The organism is Streptomyces sp. NPDC036984, assembly GCF_055607665.1.
Window position 1 is genome coordinate 566,223 of record NZ_JBVJRL010000001.1, and the last position, 18,478, is coordinate 584,700.

19 protein-coding genes and 1 pseudogene are annotated in these 18,478 nt (G+C 72.8%); 3 read left to right on the top strand and 17 right to left on the bottom strand.

Going from position 1 to position 18,478, the window contains the following annotated elements:
- Window positions 1–13 precede the first annotated feature (13 nt).
- From ACZ7DL_RS02540 to tsaB, 9 genes and pseudogenes are all read right to left on the bottom strand, one after another.
- Window positions 14–370, bottom strand: coding sequence for a YciI family protein (locus tag ACZ7DL_RS02540; protein ID WP_470770825.1), 357 nt, complete (start codon window positions 368–370; stop codon window positions 14–16).
- A gap of 144 nt (window positions 371–514) precedes the next feature.
- Window positions 515–1,888: an FG-GAP-like repeat-containing protein gene (locus ACZ7DL_RS02545; RefSeq protein ID WP_470770827.1), complete on the bottom strand. Its 1,374-nt coding sequence runs from the start codon at window positions 1,886–1,888 to the stop codon at window positions 515–517.
- Window positions 1,889–1,939: 51 nt separating this feature from the next.
- A pseudogene (locus ACZ7DL_RS02550) lies at window positions 1,940–2,455 on the bottom strand (LCP family protein); the annotation flags it as partial.
- A gap of 227 nt (window positions 2,456–2,682) precedes the next feature.
- Window positions 2,683–4,044: an endo-1,4-beta-xylanase gene (locus ACZ7DL_RS02555; RefSeq protein WP_470770828.1), complete on the bottom strand. Its 1,362-nt coding sequence runs from the start codon at window positions 4,042–4,044 to the stop codon at window positions 2,683–2,685.
- 82 nt (window positions 4,045–4,126) lie between these two features.
- Window positions 4,127–5,164, bottom strand: a complete 1,038-nt coding sequence (locus tag ACZ7DL_RS02560) for a LacI family DNA-binding transcriptional regulator (protein ID WP_470770830.1) — start codon at window positions 5,162–5,164, stop codon at window positions 4,127–4,129.
- Between the two features lie 337 nt (window positions 5,165–5,501).
- The gene (locus tag ACZ7DL_RS02565) at window positions 5,502–5,756 is read right to left on the bottom strand and encodes a hypothetical protein (RefSeq protein WP_470770832.1); all 255 of its coding nucleotides are present in this window, start codon (window positions 5,754–5,756) and stop codon (window positions 5,502–5,504) included.
- Window positions 5,753–6,847: a tRNA (adenosine(37)-N6)-threonylcarbamoyltransferase complex transferase subunit TsaD gene (gene tsaD / locus ACZ7DL_RS02570; protein WP_470770834.1), complete on the bottom strand. Its 1,095-nt coding sequence runs from the start codon at window positions 6,845–6,847 to the stop codon at window positions 5,753–5,755. Before tsaD ends, ACZ7DL_RS02565 begins: the two co-directional genes overlap by 4 nt.
- On the bottom strand, window positions 6,840–7,316 hold the full coding sequence (rimI, locus tag ACZ7DL_RS02575) for a ribosomal protein S18-alanine N-acetyltransferase (RefSeq protein ID WP_470771195.1): 477 nt from the start codon (window positions 7,314–7,316) through the stop codon (window positions 6,840–6,842). Before rimI ends, tsaD begins: the two co-directional genes overlap by 8 nt.
- Before the next feature lie 17 nt (window positions 7,317–7,333).
- Entirely contained in the window at window positions 7,334–7,990 is a 657-nt protein-coding gene (gene tsaB / locus ACZ7DL_RS02580) for a tRNA (adenosine(37)-N6)-threonylcarbamoyltransferase complex dimerization subunit type 1 TsaB (RefSeq protein ID WP_470770836.1), read from the bottom strand.
- Window positions 7,991–8,103: 113 nt separating this feature from the next.
- On the opposite strand from tsaB, the gene ACZ7DL_RS02585 reads away from it, so the two are divergent.
- Window positions 8,104–8,664, top strand: a complete 561-nt coding sequence (locus ACZ7DL_RS02585; protein WP_470770838.1) for a hypothetical protein — start codon at window positions 8,104–8,106, stop codon at window positions 8,662–8,664.
- A 4-nt stretch (window positions 8,665–8,668) separates the two neighbouring features.
- On the opposite strand, the gene ACZ7DL_RS02590 is transcribed toward ACZ7DL_RS02585, so the two are convergent.
- The 7 genes from ACZ7DL_RS02590 to ACZ7DL_RS02620 form a co-directional block, all read right to left on the bottom strand.
- Window positions 8,669–8,842, bottom strand: a complete 174-nt coding sequence (locus ACZ7DL_RS02590) for a hypothetical protein (protein WP_470770840.1) — start codon at window positions 8,840–8,842, stop codon at window positions 8,669–8,671.
- Between the two features lie 128 nt (window positions 8,843–8,970).
- A complete protein-coding gene (tsaE, locus tag ACZ7DL_RS02595) occupies window positions 8,971–9,483 on the bottom strand; it encodes a tRNA (adenosine(37)-N6)-threonylcarbamoyltransferase complex ATPase subunit type 1 TsaE (protein ID WP_470770841.1) in 513 nt (170 codons plus the stop codon).
- A complete protein-coding gene (locus tag ACZ7DL_RS02600) occupies window positions 9,449–10,708 on the bottom strand; it encodes an alpha/beta fold hydrolase (RefSeq protein WP_470770842.1) in 1,260 nt (419 codons plus the stop codon). Before ACZ7DL_RS02600 ends, tsaE begins: the two co-directional genes overlap by 35 nt.
- A gap of 132 nt (window positions 10,709–10,840) precedes the next feature.
- Complete coding sequence (gene alr, locus ACZ7DL_RS02605; protein WP_470770844.1) at window positions 10,841–12,010, bottom strand: alanine racemase; 1,170 nt, start codon at window positions 12,008–12,010, stop codon at window positions 10,841–10,843.
- A gap of 59 nt (window positions 12,011–12,069) precedes the next feature.
- Window positions 12,070–13,008 (bottom strand): L,D-transpeptidase, encoded by a 939-nt coding sequence (locus tag ACZ7DL_RS02610; RefSeq protein ID WP_470770845.1) that lies wholly within the window; start codon window positions 13,006–13,008, stop codon window positions 12,070–12,072.
- 236 nt (window positions 13,009–13,244) lie between these two features.
- Entirely contained in the window at window positions 13,245–14,678 is a 1,434-nt protein-coding gene (locus ACZ7DL_RS02615; protein ID WP_470770846.1) for an NAD(P)H-hydrate dehydratase, read from the bottom strand.
- 110 nt (window positions 14,679–14,788) lie between these two features.
- On the bottom strand, window positions 14,789–15,160 hold the full coding sequence (locus ACZ7DL_RS02620) for a holo-ACP synthase (protein ID WP_470770847.1): 372 nt from the start codon (window positions 15,158–15,160) through the stop codon (window positions 14,789–14,791).
- A 64-nt stretch (window positions 15,161–15,224) separates the two neighbouring features.
- Between ACZ7DL_RS02620 and ACZ7DL_RS02625 the strand changes: the two genes are divergently transcribed.
- Complete coding sequence (locus ACZ7DL_RS02625) at window positions 15,225–16,007, top strand: SDR family NAD(P)-dependent oxidoreductase (RefSeq protein ID WP_470770849.1); 783 nt, start codon at window positions 15,225–15,227, stop codon at window positions 16,005–16,007.
- Between the two features lie 113 nt (window positions 16,008–16,120).
- A complete protein-coding gene (locus ACZ7DL_RS02630; protein WP_470770850.1) occupies window positions 16,121–16,471 on the top strand; it encodes a hypothetical protein in 351 nt (116 codons plus the stop codon).
- 61 nt (window positions 16,472–16,532) lie between these two features.
- Here ACZ7DL_RS02630 and glmS read toward each other — a convergent pair whose 3' ends face one another.
- Entirely contained in the window at window positions 16,533–18,380 is a 1,848-nt protein-coding gene (gene glmS, locus ACZ7DL_RS02635; protein WP_470770851.1) for a glutamine--fructose-6-phosphate transaminase (isomerizing), read from the bottom strand.
- Between the last annotated feature and the right edge of the window lie 98 nt (window positions 18,381–18,478).

Genomic DNA, 18,478 nt, shown 5'->3' on the forward strand with positions numbered 1-18,478 from the left:
GGGCCAAACGGCCTCAGCCCTCGACGATCTCCCGCAGCTCGCAGGCGACCCGCCAGTCCGGGCCGTGGATCTTCAGGAAGCGCTGGGTCCACTCCAGCGCCTCGGCCCGGTCCTTGCACTGCATGAGCGCGTAGCCGCCGACGACCTCCTTGGACTCGGTGAACGGCCCGTCGGTGACGGACGCCTTCTGGCCGTCCCAGTCCACCCGGGCGGCCTCGGCGGACGGGGTCAGCCCGGCGGTGTCGAGCAGGACACCGGCCTTGGTCATCTCCTCGATCAGCTCGCCCATCCGCTGCATCAGGTCCGCGCTGGGGCCCCCGGCGGGGGCGGTGGACTCGTCGATGCGCACGAGCGACAGGTAGCGGGGCATGGTGACTCCTTCGGTGGCGGCGACGGGGCCGTTCCCCGCCGCTCATCCCTGCGTCGAACGGCGCACGCCCGGATCGACACGGGAGCGGAAAAAATCTCCGGGAGTTTTTCCGCCGCCCGTCACGCCCCCCTCGGCGGCCCGTGGCTACTTCAGCTCGAAGCCGAACGCCGCCTTCTGGTACGGCGCCCCGACCGCCTTCCCGCCGAAGGCCAGGGCGGCGTCCGTGGTCAGGCCGGACGGGCGCCCGCGCAGCACCCACACCGCGCCGTTGCCGCCGTCCTCGCCGGTGGCGGCGGCGGCCAGGTCGGCGTGGCCGTTGCCGTTGATGTCGAGCAGCCGGACGACGTACCCGAAGGAGTCGTACTGCTCGGCGGTGCCCGGGACGCCCTTGGTGTTCTGGCCGAACGCCTGCGCGCCGGCTCCGGTCAGCCCGGAGCGGCTGCCGCGCAGCACGTCGACGACGCCCTCGCCGTTCTCGTCGGGCGCGCCGACCGCGAGGTCGTCGATGCCGTCGCCGGTGATGTCCCCGACCGCGACCGACTGGCCGAACTTGTCGGTCCCCTCCCGGCTGCCGGGGACGCCTGGCGTGTCCTGCGTGAACTGCTTCCAGGTGTCCTGGCCGCCCAGCCCGGCGGCGCGGCCGTACATCACCCAGACCGCGTTGTCCTCCTGGAACCCGGTGACGAGGTCGTCGTACCCGTCGCCGTCGAGGTCGCCGATCGCCGCCGCGCCGTCGCCGCCCGGGTGGTAGTCGGTGACGCGGGTGAGGCCCGCGGAACTGCTCAGGTAGAGGACGCTGCAGTCGCTGCCGTCGCCGCAGTAGCCGGTCAGCACCAGGTCGGTGCGGCCGTCGCCGTTGATGTCGCCGGTGTCGCCGTCGCGGATGTCGATGTACTGGAGGTGGTCGGGGTCGAGCGGGGTGCGCGCGGCCGGGGTGCCGGTCCGCTTGAGCGGGCCCTTCCAGATCGTGGCGGTGGTGCCGGCCGGGTCGTCGCCCCCGCCGAAGCCGGCGCGGAAGACGGCGAGGTCGAGCCGCCCGTCGCCGTCGAAGTCACCGGTCTGGGTGTCGGTGGCCGGGATCGACCTGCCGCCGGACAGCCCGCGCGGTCCGCCCCACACCACGGCCCCGCCGTCCCGCTGCGACGTGCTGCCGACGACGAGGTCCGCGTAGCCGTCGCCGTCCAGGTCGCCCTTGGAGATCTGCAGCCCGAAGCCCTGCCCCTTGACGGGGTCGCCGGGGATGCCGGCGGTGGCCCGGCTGACGATCGTGCGGTGGCCGGTGGACAGGCCGTGCGGGCCTCCGTACACGACGGTGACGTAGCCCGCCTTGGACTGGCCGCCCACCGTGCCGTTCGGGGCCCCGATCGCCAGGTCGGCGTAGCCGTCGCCGTTGAAGTCGTCACGGACCGGGGCACTCTTCGGCGGGGCGGCGGACGCGGCCTGGCCGGTGAGGCCGAGGGCGGTGAGGCCCAGGGTCAGCGGCAGCGCCCAACGGACGTGCGAACGTGAGCGGAACAACGGGAAACCCCCTGGTGTACGGCGACTTGGTCACCGCAGCAGACCAGCGGATCATCCGGAAGGTTGTACGACTCGGCGCAGGGACGCCCACAGGTCGCTCGCCGCCGGCTCCTCGGCGATCACCCGGTTGGGGTCGGAGGGCGCCGTGACGACCGGCATGGTCACGGTCCGCACCCGGCCGGCGGTCAGGCCCTTGAGGCTCCGGCCGAGGCTCGTCAGCTCGCTCAGGGAGTCCAGTCCGGTGTCCGTGGTGAGGCCGGCGGTGACGGCGTCGGCGACCCGGTACAGCCCGGCCGGGTCGGTGAGCAGGTCGGTGACGGCCATCTGCTCCAACAGGGCCTTGACGATCGTCTGCTGGAGACCGATGCGGCCCAGGTCGCTGCCGTCGCCTATGCCGTGCCGGGTGCGGGCGAGGGCCAGGGCCTGCTTGCCGTCGAGGTGGTGGGTGCCGGCCCGCAGGTGCAGCCGGCTCTTGTCGTCGTCGATGTCCTGGGCGGTGGTGACGTCGACCCCGCCGAGCGCGTCGACCAGCTCGGCGAAGCCGGAGAAGTCGACCCCGAGGTAGTGGTTCAGGTGCCAGTACGCCCAGCCCGGCCGACGCCGCTCCCAGCACCAGGGCACCCGCCAGAGCGAGGCCGACGATCTTCAACGCTCTCGACCGCCGGCCCACCCGTCCGGCCGCGTCGCCTCGCTCCTCGTGTCGCGTCACGGCAGGAACATACGTCCGAATCATGAGCGGAGTGTCAGCGGGAGCCGTGAGAGGCGGCTTTCTCGGGAAATTCTCATCCGGCGGCTCAGCCCAACGTCACCGCCGGCACCGGATTGCTCCCGCTCCACGAGGCGTTGAACCCGAAGGTGACCGAACCGCCGTCCGGCACCGAGCCGTTGTAGGAGGCGTTGGCGCAGGACACGGCCGCGCCGGACTGGGTGCAGGTGGCGTTCCACGCCTGGGTGATCTGCTGGCCCGCGCCGTAGTTCCAGCTCACCTTCCAGGAGGACAGCGAGGCGCCGGAGCAGGAGATCTTCACCTGGCCGGTGAAGCCGGTGTTCCACTGGCTGGTGACGGTGTAGGCGGCGGTGCAGGCACCGGTCGGCGGCGGGGTCGTACCGCCCCCGCCCAGCGCCTCGGCGATGCCGTGGTACGCCGGTTTCGGTTGGTAGTTCTCGTCGTACGGCGTCGCCGCCCCGTAGCCCGGGAAGGTGCTCGGCACCCAGGAGTCGGCGTCGGTGAAGCCCCACACGGTGACGTTGACGCACCGGGACACGGCGGCGCACGCGGCCACCACGGACCTGAAGTCGGCGGCCTGCTGGGCGAGTTTCGCGCTGTCGGCCGGCAGCTGCATCCGGACGTCCAGCTCGGTGATCGCCACGTCCATGCCGAGGTCGGCGAAGCGCTGGATGTTCTGCTGGAGCGTCGACGGCACCTGGCCGAGGATCAGATGGGCCTGGAGGCCGACGCCGTCGATCGGAACACCCTGCTGCTTGAGGGACTTGACCAGGTTGTACAGGGCGGTGGACTTCGCGTTCACACCCTCGACGTTGTAGTCGTTGATGTACAGCTTGGCGTCCGGGTCGGCCGCGTGCGCCCACGTCAGGGCGTTGGCGATGTAGCCGGAGCCGAGGCCGTCGTACCAGAGCGTGGAGCGGTAGGTACCGTCCTCGTTGAAGGGCTCGTTGACGACGTCCCAGGCGGCGATTCTGCCCTTGTAGCGGCCGACCTCGGTGCCGATGTGGTTCTGGAGCAGGCCGCTCAGCTGGGCGGAGGTCCAGCTGCCGTTGGTCAGCCAGCCCGGGTTCTGGCTGTGCCAGACCAGTGTGTGGCCGCGCACCTGCTGGTTGTGGGCCTGCGCGAAGGCCACGATCTGGTCGGCCTCGGTCCAGTTGAAGCCGCCCCGGGTGGGCTCGACGCTCTCCCATTTCATGGCGTTGCCGGGGGTGACGGCGCTGAACTGGGTGCCGGTGATGTCGCCGTAAGCGCCGGTGAGTTTGGAGCCGGTGACGGCGGTGCCGATGACCTTGCCCTTGGCGGCGGCGAGGTCGCGCAGCGGGGTGTCGGCGGCCTGGGCGGTGCCGGTGCCGGCGAACAGGCCGACGGCGGTGACCAGCGCGGCCAGGCCGGCCCTGAGGGAGGTTCTGGAGGTTCTGGAGGTTCTCATGGCGGATGCCTCCGAAAGTTTCGGTTGTACAACCGATTGACTTCGGAGGAGTCTGCGGGCGGACACCCCACCGGTCAATACGTCAACTTCCGGCCACACCCGGCGCCGCCGTGCTGGAACGCACCACGAGGCTCGTCGCCAGCTCCACCCGGGTCGCGGCCCGGTCCTCCTCGGCGCGCCCCAGCTCCAGCACCAGCCGGGCCGCGGCCTCGGCCATCTCGGTCAGCGGCTGGCGGACGGTCGTCAGCGGCGGGCCCACCCAGCGGGCCACCGGCAGATCGTCGAAGCCGACCACGCTGAGGTCCTCGGGGATGCGCAGGCCCAGTTCGCGGGCGGCCTCGTACAGCCCGAGCGCCTGGAGGTCGTTGCCCGCGAAGACGGCGGTGGGCCGGTCCGGGCGGCGCAGCAGCTCCAGGCCCAGGCGGTAGCCGGCGTCGTGGTGGAAGTCGCCGGTCAGCACGAGCGCGGGGTCGACGGGCAGTCCGGCCGTCTCCAGGGCCGCCCGGTAGCCGTCGAGCCGGGCCCGGCTGCACATCATCCGGGACGGTCCGCTGATCGCGCCGATCCGGGTGTGCCCCAGCTCCACCAGATGGCGGGTGGCGGCCAGCCCGCCCTGCCAGTTGGTGGCGCCGATGGACGGCACGTCCGGGCCCGGGTCGCCCGCCGGGTCCATCACCACGAAGGGGATGGAGCGGCTGGTCAGCAGCGCCCGCTGGGACTCGTCGAGCCCGGACAGCACCAGCACCACGCCGTGCGGGCGGCGGGCGGCGACCTGGTCGGCCCAGGTCCGCCCGGGGGTGAGCCGCCCGGCCGACTCGGACAGGACCACGCTCAGGCCGGCGTCCCGGGCCACGTTCTCCACGCCCCGGATGACCTCCAGCGCCCAGGCGCTCTCCAGCTCGTGGAAGACCAGGTCGATCAGGGGCGAGCGGGAGGCCTCGGCGCGGCGGCGCCGGTAGCCGTGGGCACGGAGCAGCTCCTCGACGCGGGTGCGGGTCGCGGGGGCGACATCGGCGCGGCCGTTGAGGACCTTCGAAACAGTCGGAGCGGACACTCCGGCCTCACGGGCGATCTCGGCGAGGGTCGCCGTCTGTGCTTGTGCGGGCTTCGAAGGCTTCATGTCCGGATCGTATCCCCGCAGGGCCTCGCGACGAAGGCCCGGTCACGCCAGGCGGCCCCTGAACATTCGGTTCGCGTCTCGAAACATTCGGAGCCCACGGGCTCCTCACGTGTCCCTGAAACGCCGATACCCCGCCTCCGGGAAACCGGAGGCGGGGTATCGAATGGAGCGCCGGGCAGGCCTTGCACCTGCATCTCCCCGCAGGAAGCGGGGCGTCTTTCCTTGGACCACCAACGCACTCGCGTCCGGACCGGAGTTCCGGCCGTTCGCTGTGTGATGATCATAGCGCAGCCGGGCCCGTTCCCTCAACAGCGGCGAGGAGGTGGCTCGCCGGCCGCTAGCCGGACACCGCCTCGAACCGCCAGCGGTGTACACCCCGGGTCACCAACTCTGCCTCCGGCTCCGGCAGTTCGGGAAGAGCGGCGTCGTACGGGGCGTCCCACCACGTGATGACCAGGACCCGGTCCTGCGGTGCCCGGAAGGTCTCCCGGCGGAGCGGGGCCGGGCCGAGGTCCTGCCGCCGCACCCAGGCCAGCAGTTCCGCACCCCGCCCCTCGGCGGCCCGGGCCTCCCACATCAGCGCCACCGTCACGAGTACAGGTTCTCCTTGCTGACCTCGTGCACATGGTCGTGGCCCGGGACGTGCGGGTCGGTCACCGGCAGGGAGGAGTCGGCGGACAGGTCCCAGCTGGACGCGGGCCGGTTGCGGGCGACCATCTCGGCGCCGAGCGCGGCCACCATCGCACCGTTGTCCGTGCACAGCTTGGGGCGGGGCACACGGAGCCGGATGCCGGCCGCGTCGCAGCGCTCCTGGGCGAGGGCGCGCAGCCGGGAGTTGGCGGCGACACCGCCACCGATCATCAGGTGGTCGACGCCCTCGTCCTTGCACGCGCGGACGGCCTTGCGGGTCAGCACGTCGACCACGGCCTCCTGGAAGGAGGCGGCCACATCGCGGACCGGGACCTCCTCGCCGGCCGCCCGCTTCGCCTCGATCCAGCGGGCCACGGCGGTCTTCAGGCCGGAGAAGGAGAAGTCGTACGCGGGGTCGCGCGGGCCCGTGAGGCCGCGCGGGAAGGTGATCGCCTCCGGGTCGCCCTCGCGCGCGTACCGGTCGATGACCGGGCCGCCGGGGAAGCCCAGGTTCAGCACGCGGGCGATCTTGTCGAAGGCCTCGCCGGCCGCGTCGTCGATGGTCGAGCCCAGCGGGCGGACGTCGGAGGTGATGTCCTCCGACAGCAGCAGGGAGGAGTGGCCGCCGCTGACCAGCAGGGCCATCGTCGGCTCCGGCAGCGGGCCGTGCTCCAGCTGGTCCACGCAGATGTGCGAGGCGAGGTGGTTGACGCCGTACACGGGCTTGCCGAGGGCGTAGGCGTACGCCTTGGCCGCCGAGACGCCGACCAGCAGGGCACCGGCGAGGCCGGGCCCGGCGGTGACCGCGATGCCGTCGAGGTCCTTCGCGGAGACCCCCGCCTCCTTCAGTGCGCGGTCGATGGTCGGGACCATCGCCTCCAGGTGCGCCCGGGACGCCACCTCCGGTACGACGCCGCCGAAGCGGGCGTGCTCGTCGACGCTGGAGGCGACGGCGTCCGCCAGCAGGGTGGTGCCGCGGACGATGCCGACGCCGGTCTCGTCGCAGGAGGTCTCGATGCCGAGTACGAGAGGCTCGTCGCGTGAGTCAGCCATTGATCTCGGTTCCTTGTACGGATGCGGAAGGGTCGGTCAGGCGCATCACCAGGGCGTCCACATTGCCCGGCTGGTAGTAGCCGCGCCGGAAGCCGATGGGGGCGAAGCCGAAGCGCTCGTAGAGCCGCTGGGCGCGGACGTTGTCGACCCGGCACTCGAGCATCACCTCGTGACACTCGAACGTGGTCGCCGCGCGCAGCAACTCGGCCAGCAGGCGGGCGCCGAGGCCGGTGCCCTGATGGTCGCGGGCGACGGCGATGGTCTGGACGTCGGCCAGCTCACCGGCGGCGGCCAGGCCCGCGTACCCCACGATCCGGCCGGCGTCGGACTCGGCGACGAGGTAGCGGCGGGTGGCCTCGGGGCCCCGGGAGTGGGCCAGTTCGGACCAGAACATGCCCCGGGACCAGGCGTCCTCGGGGAAGAGGTCCTTCTCCAGCTCCAGGACCGGGTCGATGTCCCACCAGCGCATCTCGCGCAGTCGTACCGTCACTTCGGTGTGACCACCTTGTAGTTCTTGGGCACCTGGGCGTCCGGCCGGCGCAGGTACAGCGGCCGGGGCGCCGGGAGTTCCTCGCCCGCGGCCAGCTTCTCCGCGGCGAGCGAGGCGAGGGCGGCGGCGGACACGTGCTCGGGCTCGTGGGCGGCCGGGAACGTGTCCGGGTAGAGCAGCGCGCCCGCGCCGACCGCCGGGAGTCCCTCGACCTGCTCGGCGATGTCGGCCGGGCGGTCGACGGCCGGGCCGGTCAGCCGGGTCCGGGAATCGGCGTACGTGGCCCAGTAGACCTCCTTGCGGCGGGCGTCGGTCGCCACGACGAAGGGGCCCTTTTCGATGTCGGCGGCGTAGGCGAGGCCGTCCAGGGTGCACACGCCGTGCACCGGGACGCCGAGCGCGAGGCCGAAGGTGTCGGCGGTCATCAGGCCGACGCGCAGGCCGGTGTAGGGGCCGGGCCCGGTGCCGACGACGATCCCGGTGACGGCCTCCAGTTTCAGACCGGCCTCGGCGAGGACCCGGTCGACGGCCGGCAGCAGCAGCTCTCCGTGCCGGCGCGCGTCCACCTGGCTCGACGAGGCGATGACGTCGGTTCCGTCGTGCAGCGCGACGGTGACGGCGGGTGTTGCGGTATCCAGAGCGAGCAAGAGCACGCGAACAGCCTACGGCGCCCGCGGCTCGCGCACGGCCGTCCGGGACGAACGGTTACCGGCTGCTACGGTCTGTACGAAGTACGACATATGGTGCGATGCAGAGGTGGGCGCAGGTGGCAGGGACCAGCACGGGAATCGTGGCCGGCCTCACCGCGGCGGCCCTGGGAGCGGTCGGTTTCCTCACCTACCAGGCCCGGGCGACCGTCCCGGCGAGCCTGGGCGGCAAGCCGGGGGCGAACGCCTCCCCCGCGGCGGCCGTGACCAAGGCACCCCGGGACCGGCACAACCCGACCGCCCTGCCGAGCGGCTCCGGATCGGGTGAACGGGTCGTGTACTCGGTGGACGACGACCGGGTGTGGCTGGTCGGCGCCGGGAACCGGGTGCAGCGCACCTTCCCGGTGAACCCGGGCACCGTCGACCCGCCACCGGGCATGTACTGGGTCACCTCCCGCTCGAACGCGGTCACCGGCACCGACGGCATCCCCATCGAGCACGTGGTGCGGTTCACCAGCGTGGAGGGGGTCGTGATCGGGTTCAGCGCGGCGGTGGACGGCGTCACACGCATGGCGGCCGACCCGAGCGTGAAGACGGGCGGCATCCGGGAGACCCGGCAGGACGGCGACGCGATGTGGAGGTTCGCGACGATCGGCGTGCGGGTCGTGGTGATCCGCTGACCCCTCAAGCCGCCTTGGGGCGCTCCTCGGCCGGCTCGGGGAGCTGCTGCGGCTCCGGGTCGCGCGGCGGCCGGGAGACGGCGTCCGCCGCCGCGCACGACGCCAGCAGGTCGCGCACGGAGACTCCGGCGGACACGGCGGCGGGCCGGGGCTGCTGCGGGGGCCGTGGTGCGGTCATGGACGCCTCCTGAGGTGCGGGGGCGGGCGTAGTTAGGCAGACCTAACTACGGGCTGGCCACCATGTCACCACGCCCGGGACGTCCTGCGCAATATGGTTCCGACAGCTTGTCGGTACGTTCCGCGGCCTCAGCCGGACAGCGCCTCCAGGCCGGCCTCGGCCCACCGCTCCCCCAGCCCGGCCACGGTCACGTGCCGGACCTCGTCCGAGGTGTCACCGAAGGCCCGGTGGATGACGACCTGGAGCCGGTCCTCGGTCAGCTCCTCGACCTTGCCCTCGCCCCACTCCACGACGATCACCGAGTCGGGCAGCGAGACGTCGAGGTCCAGATCCTCCATCTCGTCCAGACCGCCGGAGAGCCGGTAGGCGTCGACGTGCACCAGGGGCGGACCGTCGACGAGGGACGGGTGCACCCGGGCGATCACGAAGGTCGGCGAGGTGACGGCGCCGCGCACGCCCAGGCCCTCGCCGAGCCCCCGGGTCAGCGTGGTCTTGCCCGCACCGAGCTCGCCGGTGAGCATCACCAGGTCGCCCGCGCGCAGCAGCTTGGCCAGTCGTCGGCCCAGCTCCCGCATCTGCTCGGGAGAGGTGATGGTCAGCCGGGTCTCAGCGGGGTTGTGCGGTGCTGCTGGTGCTTCCATAGCCACTTACGGTAGCCCCTGCGGGCACCGCTCCCGCCCGGGTGAGGAGGTCGGCGAGGCGGTCGGTGACCACTTCCGGGTGTTCCAGCATCACCAGGTGGCCGGCGTCCGGTACGAGCACCAGCTCGGCGTCGGGCAGCAGGTCGGCGATGGCCTCGCTGTGCTCGCTGGGCGTGACCAGGTCCTGGACGCCCGCCAGCACCAGCACCGGCATGTCCTGGAAGCAGTCGAGCACCTCGGTCTTGTCGTGGTCGGTGAAGGCCGGGTAGAACTCGGCGACCACGTCGATCGGTGTGGACTCGATCATCCGCTCCGCGAACCGCTCGACCGCCGGGTCGACGTCCCGGCCCGCGAACGAGTACCGCTTGATGATCCCGGCGAACAGGTCGGCGGTGGCCCGGCGCCCCTTCTCGACCAGCTCCGCCTGCTGTCCGAGCGCCTTCAGCACTCCGGGGAGGATCCGGCGCACCGCGTTGACGCCGGCCACCGGAAGCCCGAAGTTGACCTCGCCGAGCCGCCCGGAGGAGGTACCGACGAAGGCGGTGGCGACGACCCGGTCGCGGATCAGCTCCGGATACTCGGAGGCGAGCGCCATCACGGTCATGCCGCCCATCGAGTGACCGACCAGCACCACCGGCCCGTCCGGCACGGCGGCGTCGAGGACGGCCTTCAGATCCCGGCCGAGCTGGTCGATGGTGAGCGGCACCCGGTCCCGGGTCTGGCCCACGCCACGCCCGGAGCGCCCGTGGCTGCGCTGGTCCCAGTGCACGGTCCGCACGACCCCGCGCAGGGCCGCCCGCTGGAAGTGCCAGGAGTCCTGGCTGAGGCAGTAGCCGTGGCAGAAGACGACGGTGACCGGGGCGGGCGCCTTGCGGCCGAAGAGCCGGCGCCGGCGCGGTGAGACGTTCGGCCCCGGGTCGGGCTCGGCCTCGTCGACCTCGTAGTACAGCTCGGTGCCGTCGTCGGCGTACGCCTTGCCGGGGGTGCCGCGCAGGGTGCCGTACGGCCCCGCGGAGTCCAGCGCCAGCCGGGCCTTGCGGCGTATCCCGCGCCCGACCGTCATCCGCTCGATGGCGACGCCGGCCGCCGCGCCCGCGGCGAGGACGCCTATCGCGGCGCCGGCGATGCCGGTCGCCCTGCGCCAGCTCCCGGCCGCCCCCGCGGCGGAGGCGGCGGCCGCCGAGGCGACGACGTCCGCCACGGCCTCCGCACTGCTCTCGCTCACGTACCGCTCCTCTTCGCCGTACTGCTGTTCGCCTGGGTGGTGAAACGGATGGTGCCGCCGTGCTGTCAGTGACTGGATGTGACGGGTGTTCCGGGTAGGCGGCAGGTGCTCCGGGTCGCCGCTCCGAACGGGTTACCCGAGTTCTTTCCCGTTCACATAGACGCGGGGAACGCGCGTTCCGATGCGCGTGACGATTTCGTACGCGATCGTGCCGCAGGCCTGCGCCCAGTCCTCGGCGGTGGGCTCACCCCGGTCGCCGGGCCCGAACAGCATCACCTCGGCGCCCACCGGGGGCTCGTCGCCGGCCAGGTCCACCACGAACTGGTCCATGGCCACCCGCCCGGCGATCGTCCGCCACTTGCCGTCGACCAGCACCGGGCCGGTGCCCGAGGCGTGCCGCGGGATGCCGTCCGCGTAGCCGACCGGGATCAGGCCGAGGGTGGTCTCGCCCGGAGTGACGTAGTGATGGCCGTAGCTGACGCCGTGGCCGCCGGGGACGCGCTTGACCAGGGCCAGGGAGGCGCTGAGCGTCATCACCGGGCGCAGCCCGAAGTCCGCCGGGGTGCCGAGCTCCGGGCTGGGCGAGATGCCGTACATCGCGATGCCCGTGCGGACCAGGTCGAAGTGGGTCTCGGGCAGGGTGAGGGTGGCCGGCGAGTTGGCGATGTGCCGCACCTCGGGGCGCACGCCCTGCTCCTCGGCGTACGCCAGCACCTCGCGGAAGCGGTCGAGCTGGGCGGCGATGGACGGGTGCCCCGGCTCGTCGGCACACGCGAAGTGCGACCACAGCCCGGTGATCCGGACCAGCCCCTCGGCCTCCGCGCGCAGGGCCGCGCCGACGAGTTCGGCCCAGTCCTCGCCCGGCTGGCAGCCGTTGCGGCCGAGGCCGGTGTCGGCCTTGAGCTGCACGCGCGCGGGCCGCCCGGCCTCACGGGCGGCGGCGGTGACCTCGCGCAGGGCCCACATCCCGCTCAGCGACACGTCGATGTCGGCCTCGATCGCCTGCCGCCAGGGCCCGCCGGGCGTCCACAGCCAGCACAGGATGCGGCCGGGCAGGCCGGCCGCGCGCAGCGCCAGGGCCTCCTCGGCCGTGGCCGTGCCGAGCCAGCTCGCCCCGGCCGCGAGGGCGGCGCGGGCACACGGCACCGCGCCGTGGCCGTACGCGTCGGACTTGACGACGGCCATCACGGCGGCGCCCTTCGCCCGGGCGCGCAGGGCCCGCACGTTGGCGCGCAGGGCGCCCAGATCGATCTCGGCCCGGGCGCGCAGGGCGGCGGTCGGCACAGCTGCTGTCTCACTCATGGCGCCCCCAGTCTCTCAGAGGCCGCCGACCGCCCTCCGGTGCCGCCCCCTGCGCCGGCTCAGGTACCCGGCCGGCGCCCCCACACGTACACCTTGTCGCCCTTCTTCAGCACGTCCCACAGCTTGCGTGCGTCGCCGAGCTTGAGGTTGACGCAGCCCATGGAGCCGACGGTGGTGTAGATGCTGCCGTACACGGCGTGGAAGGCCTGGCCGCCGTCGAAGAACTGGGCGTACGGCATGGGCTGGTTGTACAGCGTCGACCAGTGGTTCTTGTGCCGCCAGTAGACGGTGTGCCAGCCCTTGCGGGTGACGTACCCCTTCCGCCCGCTCCGCATGGGGACGGGGCCGAACAACACCTTGCTCCCCTTCTGCACCCAGGTGAGTTGCCGGCTCAGGTCGACACAGGCGACGCGGTACGACTTCACCGGGCACTTCCTGGCGGCGTTCGGGTCCTTCCTGGCCGACAGCAGCATCATGGTCGACCAGGTGACGGGGCCGGCGAAGCCGCCGGCGGGCTTGATCTTGTACGTCACCTGGAACGCCCGGATGGCCTTGCAGTCGGCGGCGGACTGCTTCCCGTCCACCTTCAGCTTCAGCCACTTCTCGACCTGCCGTTGGTAGGGCCCGGTCTGCTTGCTGCACGTCACCTTGTCGACGGCATCGCCCAGCGGCACGTATTCGATGAGGTCGTACGTCCCCGGCGCCGCGTCCTTCGGCTCCACGGCGTCCTCCGCCTTCGTCGGCGTGTACACCTTGGGCGGCAACGCCTGGTCGGGCGTGTCGATCTGCCAGGGCTGGGCGGGGCCCGGAGGCACCCCGGGGACGAGGTCGGAGAGGGGCACGGGCGGTGTGGGCGAGGTCGCGCTCGGGCCGGCGACGGCCGGGGACACGGCGGGTAGGGCTGGTACGGCGGCCACGGCGGTACCGGCCGCCGGGAACACCGTCGCGGCGGCGAGCGACACCGCGAGGCTTCGACGCGTGACAAGTCCGCTGATCATGCGATCAGCCAAACGCGGGGGGCGCGGGGAAACGGGGTGCCGCGCGGTCGGGTCACCCGGGAAGCGGACGGACGCGTGGGCCGGGGGGCGCAGTGGTGGTGCGAGGGGCGGTCCCACCGTTGCCGGTACGGCCGTCACCGGGCTGCGGACGCCGACGCTGCGGTGGCCGCACACCGAACCGGCCCCGCGCCCTCAGGGGTGCTCAGCCCCCGGCGGCGTACGCCTGCCCGGCGCCCTCACCCTCGTACGTCCCTCCACGCCTCCCCGATGCGTGACGCCACGTCATGCGCCCCCACCGGCGCCCCCGCGGCCGCGAACCTCCCCGCCAGCCCATGCAGATACGCGGCCGCACTCCCCGCGTCCACCGCCCCCAGCCCCGCCGCCAGCAAGGACCCGGCGAGCCCGGACAGCACATCCCCGCTGCCCGCCGTGGCCAGCCACGGCGTCCCTGTGGGGTTCACCCGCACCGCCCCGCCCTCGAAGCCGGCCACCAGCGTCGTCGAGCCCTTCAGCAGCACCGTCGCCCGGTACACCGCCGCCAGCTCCCGCACCGCGGCCAGCCGGGCCGCCTCGACCTCCTCCCGCCGTACCCCCAGCAGCGCGGCGGCCTCCCCGGCGTGCGGAGTCATCAGCGTCGGCGCCGCACGCCCCCGCACCGCGTCCCGCTCGGCCAGCCGCAGCCCGTCCGCGTCGAGCAGCACCGGCACGTCCGTCTCCAGCACCTCGGCGACGGTCACCGCGTCGTCCCCGGCGCCCGGCCCGACCACCCATGCCTGCACCCGCCCGGCCTTCGCGGGCCCGGCGTCGGAGACGAGGGTCTCGGGGAAGCGGGCGATGACCGCCTCCGCGGCCGGCCCGACGTAGCGCACGGCGCCCGCCCCGCCCCGCAGCGCCCCCGACACGGCGAGCACAGCGGCCCCCGGATACCGCGCCGACCCCGCGGCGATCCCGACGACCCCGCGCCGGTACTTGTCGCTCTCCGCCATGGGCACCGGCAACAGCCGTGCCACGTCGGCGTGCTGCAGGGCCTCCAGCTCGGCCGCCCCGGCCGGCGGCTCCAGGCCGATGTCGACGAGCCGTACGACCCCGGCATACTCCCGCGCGGGATCGATCAGCAGTCCCGGCTTGTACGTGCCGAAGGTGACGGTCAGGTCGGCCCGCAGCGCGGCCCCCCGCACCTCCCCGGTGTCCGCGTCGACGCCACTGGGCAGGTCCACCGCCACGACGGCGGCCCGGGAGGCGGCCACCAGCCCGGCGAGCCGCTCGGCGTCCGGCCGCAGCCCGCCCTTGCCCCCGATCCCGACGATCCCGTCCACGACCAGGTCGGCGCGCCGGATCAGCTCCCCGGCCGAGCCCGCGGCGGCGACCGTGCCGCCCGCCCGGCGCAGGGCACGCAGCCCCCCGCCGTGCGCCCGTTCGGGCGTCAGCAGCAGGGCCGTCACCCCGGCACCGCGCCGGGCCAGCCGGGCCCCGGCGTAGAGGGCGTCGCCGCCGTTGTCGCCGCTGCCGACGAGCAGCACCACCCGGCTGCCGTACACCCGTCCGAGCAGTTCGGCGCAGGCGGCGGCCAGCCCCGCGGCGGCCTGCTGCATCAGCGCACCCTCCGGCAGCCGCGCCATCAACGCCCGCTCGGCCGCCCTTACCGTCTCCACGCTGTACGCAGTACGCATGCGGTCGAGTCTCCCCCGGAACCGCGAGCCCCACGCACCCGGTTGTCGCCCCGGCGGCGGTCCTGCTCCTCACCGGGCACACCGCCGCTCGCCGTCGGGCCCCGGGACGGTCAGCCCTCGGCGACCACCACGGCCGAGGCCACGCCCGCGTCATGACTGAGCGACACATGCCAGGACCGCACGCCCAGCTCCGCGGCCCGCGCGGCCACGGTCCCCTTCACCCGCAGCCGCGGCTGCCCGCTGTCCTCCACGTACACCTCGGCATCGGTCCACTGGAGCCCGGGCGGCGCTCCCAGCGCCTTCGCCAGCGCCTCCTTGGCGGCGAACCGGACCGCCAGCGAGGCGATGCCCCGCCGGTCCCCGCTGGGCAGCAGCAGCTCGCGCTCCACGAACAGCCGGTCGGCCAGCCCGGGCGTCCGCTCCAGGGACGCCCGGAACCGGTCGATCTCGGCGACGTCGATGCCCACCCCGATGATGCTCATGCCCAGCACCCTACGACCCCGGGGAGCTGGGTTCCGGCGACACCACGTCGCCTACGCTTCCGGCATGACCTCCTCACCTGCGTATCTCTCCGATCTCTTCTCGCTGGACGGCCGTACAGCGGTGGTCACCGGGGGAAGTTCCGGTATCGGGCGGGCCATCGCCGGGGCGCTGGCGCGGGCCGGCGCGAGGGTGGTGGTCGTGGCCCGCCGGAAGGAGGAACTGGCGGCCACCGTGGACGAGTTGACGGCCGAGGGCTGCCGAGCCGGCTGGGTGAACGGGGATCTGAGCACCCGTGACGGGGTGCGCACGGCGGCCGAGGAGGCGGCGGCCGTCTTCGGAGAGCCCGACATCCTCGTCAACTCCGCCGGCATCAACCTGCGACCGCCGCTGGGTGAGTTGGGCGAGGACGTGTGGGACACCACCATGGCGGTGAACCTGGAGGCCCCCTTCCTGCTGGGGCAGCGGTTCGGGCCCGGCATGGCCGAGCGGGGCTTCGGCCGGATCATCCACATCACCTCCCAGCAGGCGCACCGCGCCTTCGTGCAGAGCGGCGCCTACGGCGTCTCGAAGGGGGCGCTGGAGTCCCTGGCCCGCTCGCAGGCCGAGGCGTGGTCGCCGCACGGCGTCACCTGCAACACCCTCGTTCCGGGTTTCGTGATGACCCCGCTCAACACGCGGCTGTCGTCCGACCCCGAGCGGGTGGCGGCCCTGGCCGCACGCACGATGATCGGGCGGAACGGCCTCGCCGAGGACTTCGCGGGCGCGGCGGTCTTCCTGGCGAGCCGCGCCTCCGCCTATGTCACGGGCCAGTCGATCCACGTGGACGGCGGCTTCTCCGTCCACTGAGCACCGGCCCCGGGCGCCCCGAGATCACGACAAGCCCCCGCTCCCCGTAGCCTTCCCCGTGACCGGTGCGCCGTTCTCACGGGGCACCTTGCACGTAACGGGAGGACACAGCTGTGAAGTTGAAGTCTCTGGGCACCGCGCTCACCACCACGGCCCTCATCGGTACCGCCCTCACCGGCGCCGTCGCCACCGCGGGCACCGCCTCCGCCGCTTCCCTGCCGAGGGACTGCAGCAAGGCGATCATCAACGTCAAGGCCAAGGAGACCGTCAACGTCCGCACCTCGCCGAAGACGACCGCCACGGCCGTCGGCATCTGGGGCAAGGGCAAGAAGGGCACGGTCTGCAACGACGGCAAGGCCTTCAAGGGCGGCTCGTACACGGCCTGCGGCAAGAAGAGCAACCTGTGGTACTACGGCGGCGACAAGAAGACCGGCTGGGTCCCGAAGACCTGCATCAACTGGTAGTCGACCGGCCGGCCGGCTGCTCAAGGGGCGAACGGCACCCGGCCGTTCGCCCCTTTCCCACTCACTCCACCGTCACGGACTTCGCCAGGTTCCGCGGCTGGTCCACCTCGTTGCCCCGGGCCGTCGCCAGCTCGCAGGCGAAGACCTGGAGCGGCACCGTCGCCACCAGGGGCTGGAGCAGGGTCGGGGTCGCCGGGATGCGGATGAGGTGGTCGGCGTAGGGCACGACCGTCTCGTCACCCTCCTCCGCGATCACGATCGTGCGCGCACCCCGCGCGCGGATCTCCTGGATGTTGGAGACGATCTTGTCGTGCAGGACCGACCGGCCGCGCGGGGACGGTACGACGACGACCACCGGCAGGTCCTCCTCGATCAGCGCGATCGGACCGTGCTTCAGCTCGCCTGCGGCGAAGCCCTCGGCATGCATGTACGCCAGTTCCTTCAGCTTCAGCGCGCCTTCGAGAGCCACCGGGTAGCCCACGTGCCGGCCGAGGAACAGCACCGTGTTCTTCGACGCCAGCGTCCGCGCCAGCGCCCGTACCGGCTCCATGGTCTCCAGGACCCGCTCGACCTCCACCGAGATCCGGGACAGGTCCTTGATGACCGCCAGGATCTCGTCGCCCCACTTGGTGCCGCGGACCTGGCCCAGGTAGAGGGCGACCAGATAGCAGGCGACCAGCTGGGTGAGGAACGCCTTGGTGGAGGCGACGGCGACCTCGGGACCGGCGTGCGTGTACAGCACCGCGTCCGACTCGCGGGGGATCGTCGAGCCGTTGGTGTTACAGATCGCCAGCACCTTGGAACCCTGCTCCCGGGCGTGCCGGAGCGCCATGAGCGTGTCCATGGTCTCGCCGGACTGGGAGATGGCGATCACCAGCGACCGTCCGTCCAGGATCGGGTCGCGGTAGCGGAACTCGCTCGCCAGCTCCACCTCGCACGGGATCCGCGTCCAGTGCTCGATGGCGTACTTGGCGATCAGGCCCGCGTGGAAGGCCGTACCGCAGGCGACGATGACGACCTTGTCGATCTCGCGCAGCTCGGAGGGGCTGATCCGCACCTCGTCCAGGGTCAGCGAGCCGGACGGGTCGATCCGCCCGAGCAGCGTGTCGGCGACCGCCTTGGGCTGCTCGGCGATCTCCTTGAGCATGAAGTAGTCATAGCCCCCCTTCTCGGCCGCCGAGGCGTCCCAGTCCACGTGGTACGAGCGGACCTCGGCCGGGCGGCCGTCGAAGCCCGTCACCGTCACGCCGTCGCGGCGCAGCTCCACCACCTGGTCCTGGCCCAGCTCGATCGCGGAGCGCGTGTGGGCGATGAACGCGGCGACGTCGGAGGCCAGGAACGCCTCACCCTCACCGACGCCCACCACCAGCGGCGAGTTCCGGCGCGCGCCGACCACCACGTCCGGCTCGTCGGCGTGCACCGCGACCAGCGTGAACGCGCCCTCCAGCCGGCGGCACACCAGCCGCATCGCCTCCGCGAGGTCGGCACAGGAGGAGAACTCCTCGGCCAGCAGGTGGGCGACGACCTCCGTGTCCGTCTCGGAGGTCAGCTCGTGCCCCCGCTCGGCCAGCTCCGCGCGCAACACCGCGAAGTTCTCGATGATGCCGTTGTGGACCACCGCGACCCGGCCGGCGTTGTCCAGGTGCGGGTGCGCGTTGGCGTCCGTGGGACCACCGTGCGTGGCCCAGCGGGTGTGGCCGATACCGGTCGAGCCTGTCGGCAGCGGCCGCTCGACCAGCTCCTTCTCCAGGTTGACCAGCTTCCCGGCCTTCTTCGCCGCGGCCAGCCCGCCGTCCGCGAGCATGGCGACGCCCGCCGAGTCGTACCCCCGGTACTCCAGCCGCTTCAGCCCGGCCATCACGACATCGAGCGCCGACTGCGACCCTACGTATCCCACAATTCCGCACATGAGCGGCAGCCTACGGGCCACAACCGGTCGAAAACCGCTGCCGCCTGCCCGGAATCGGAAATTACCACCGTCGTACGCAGCCGGTGGCCGGAGTTCGC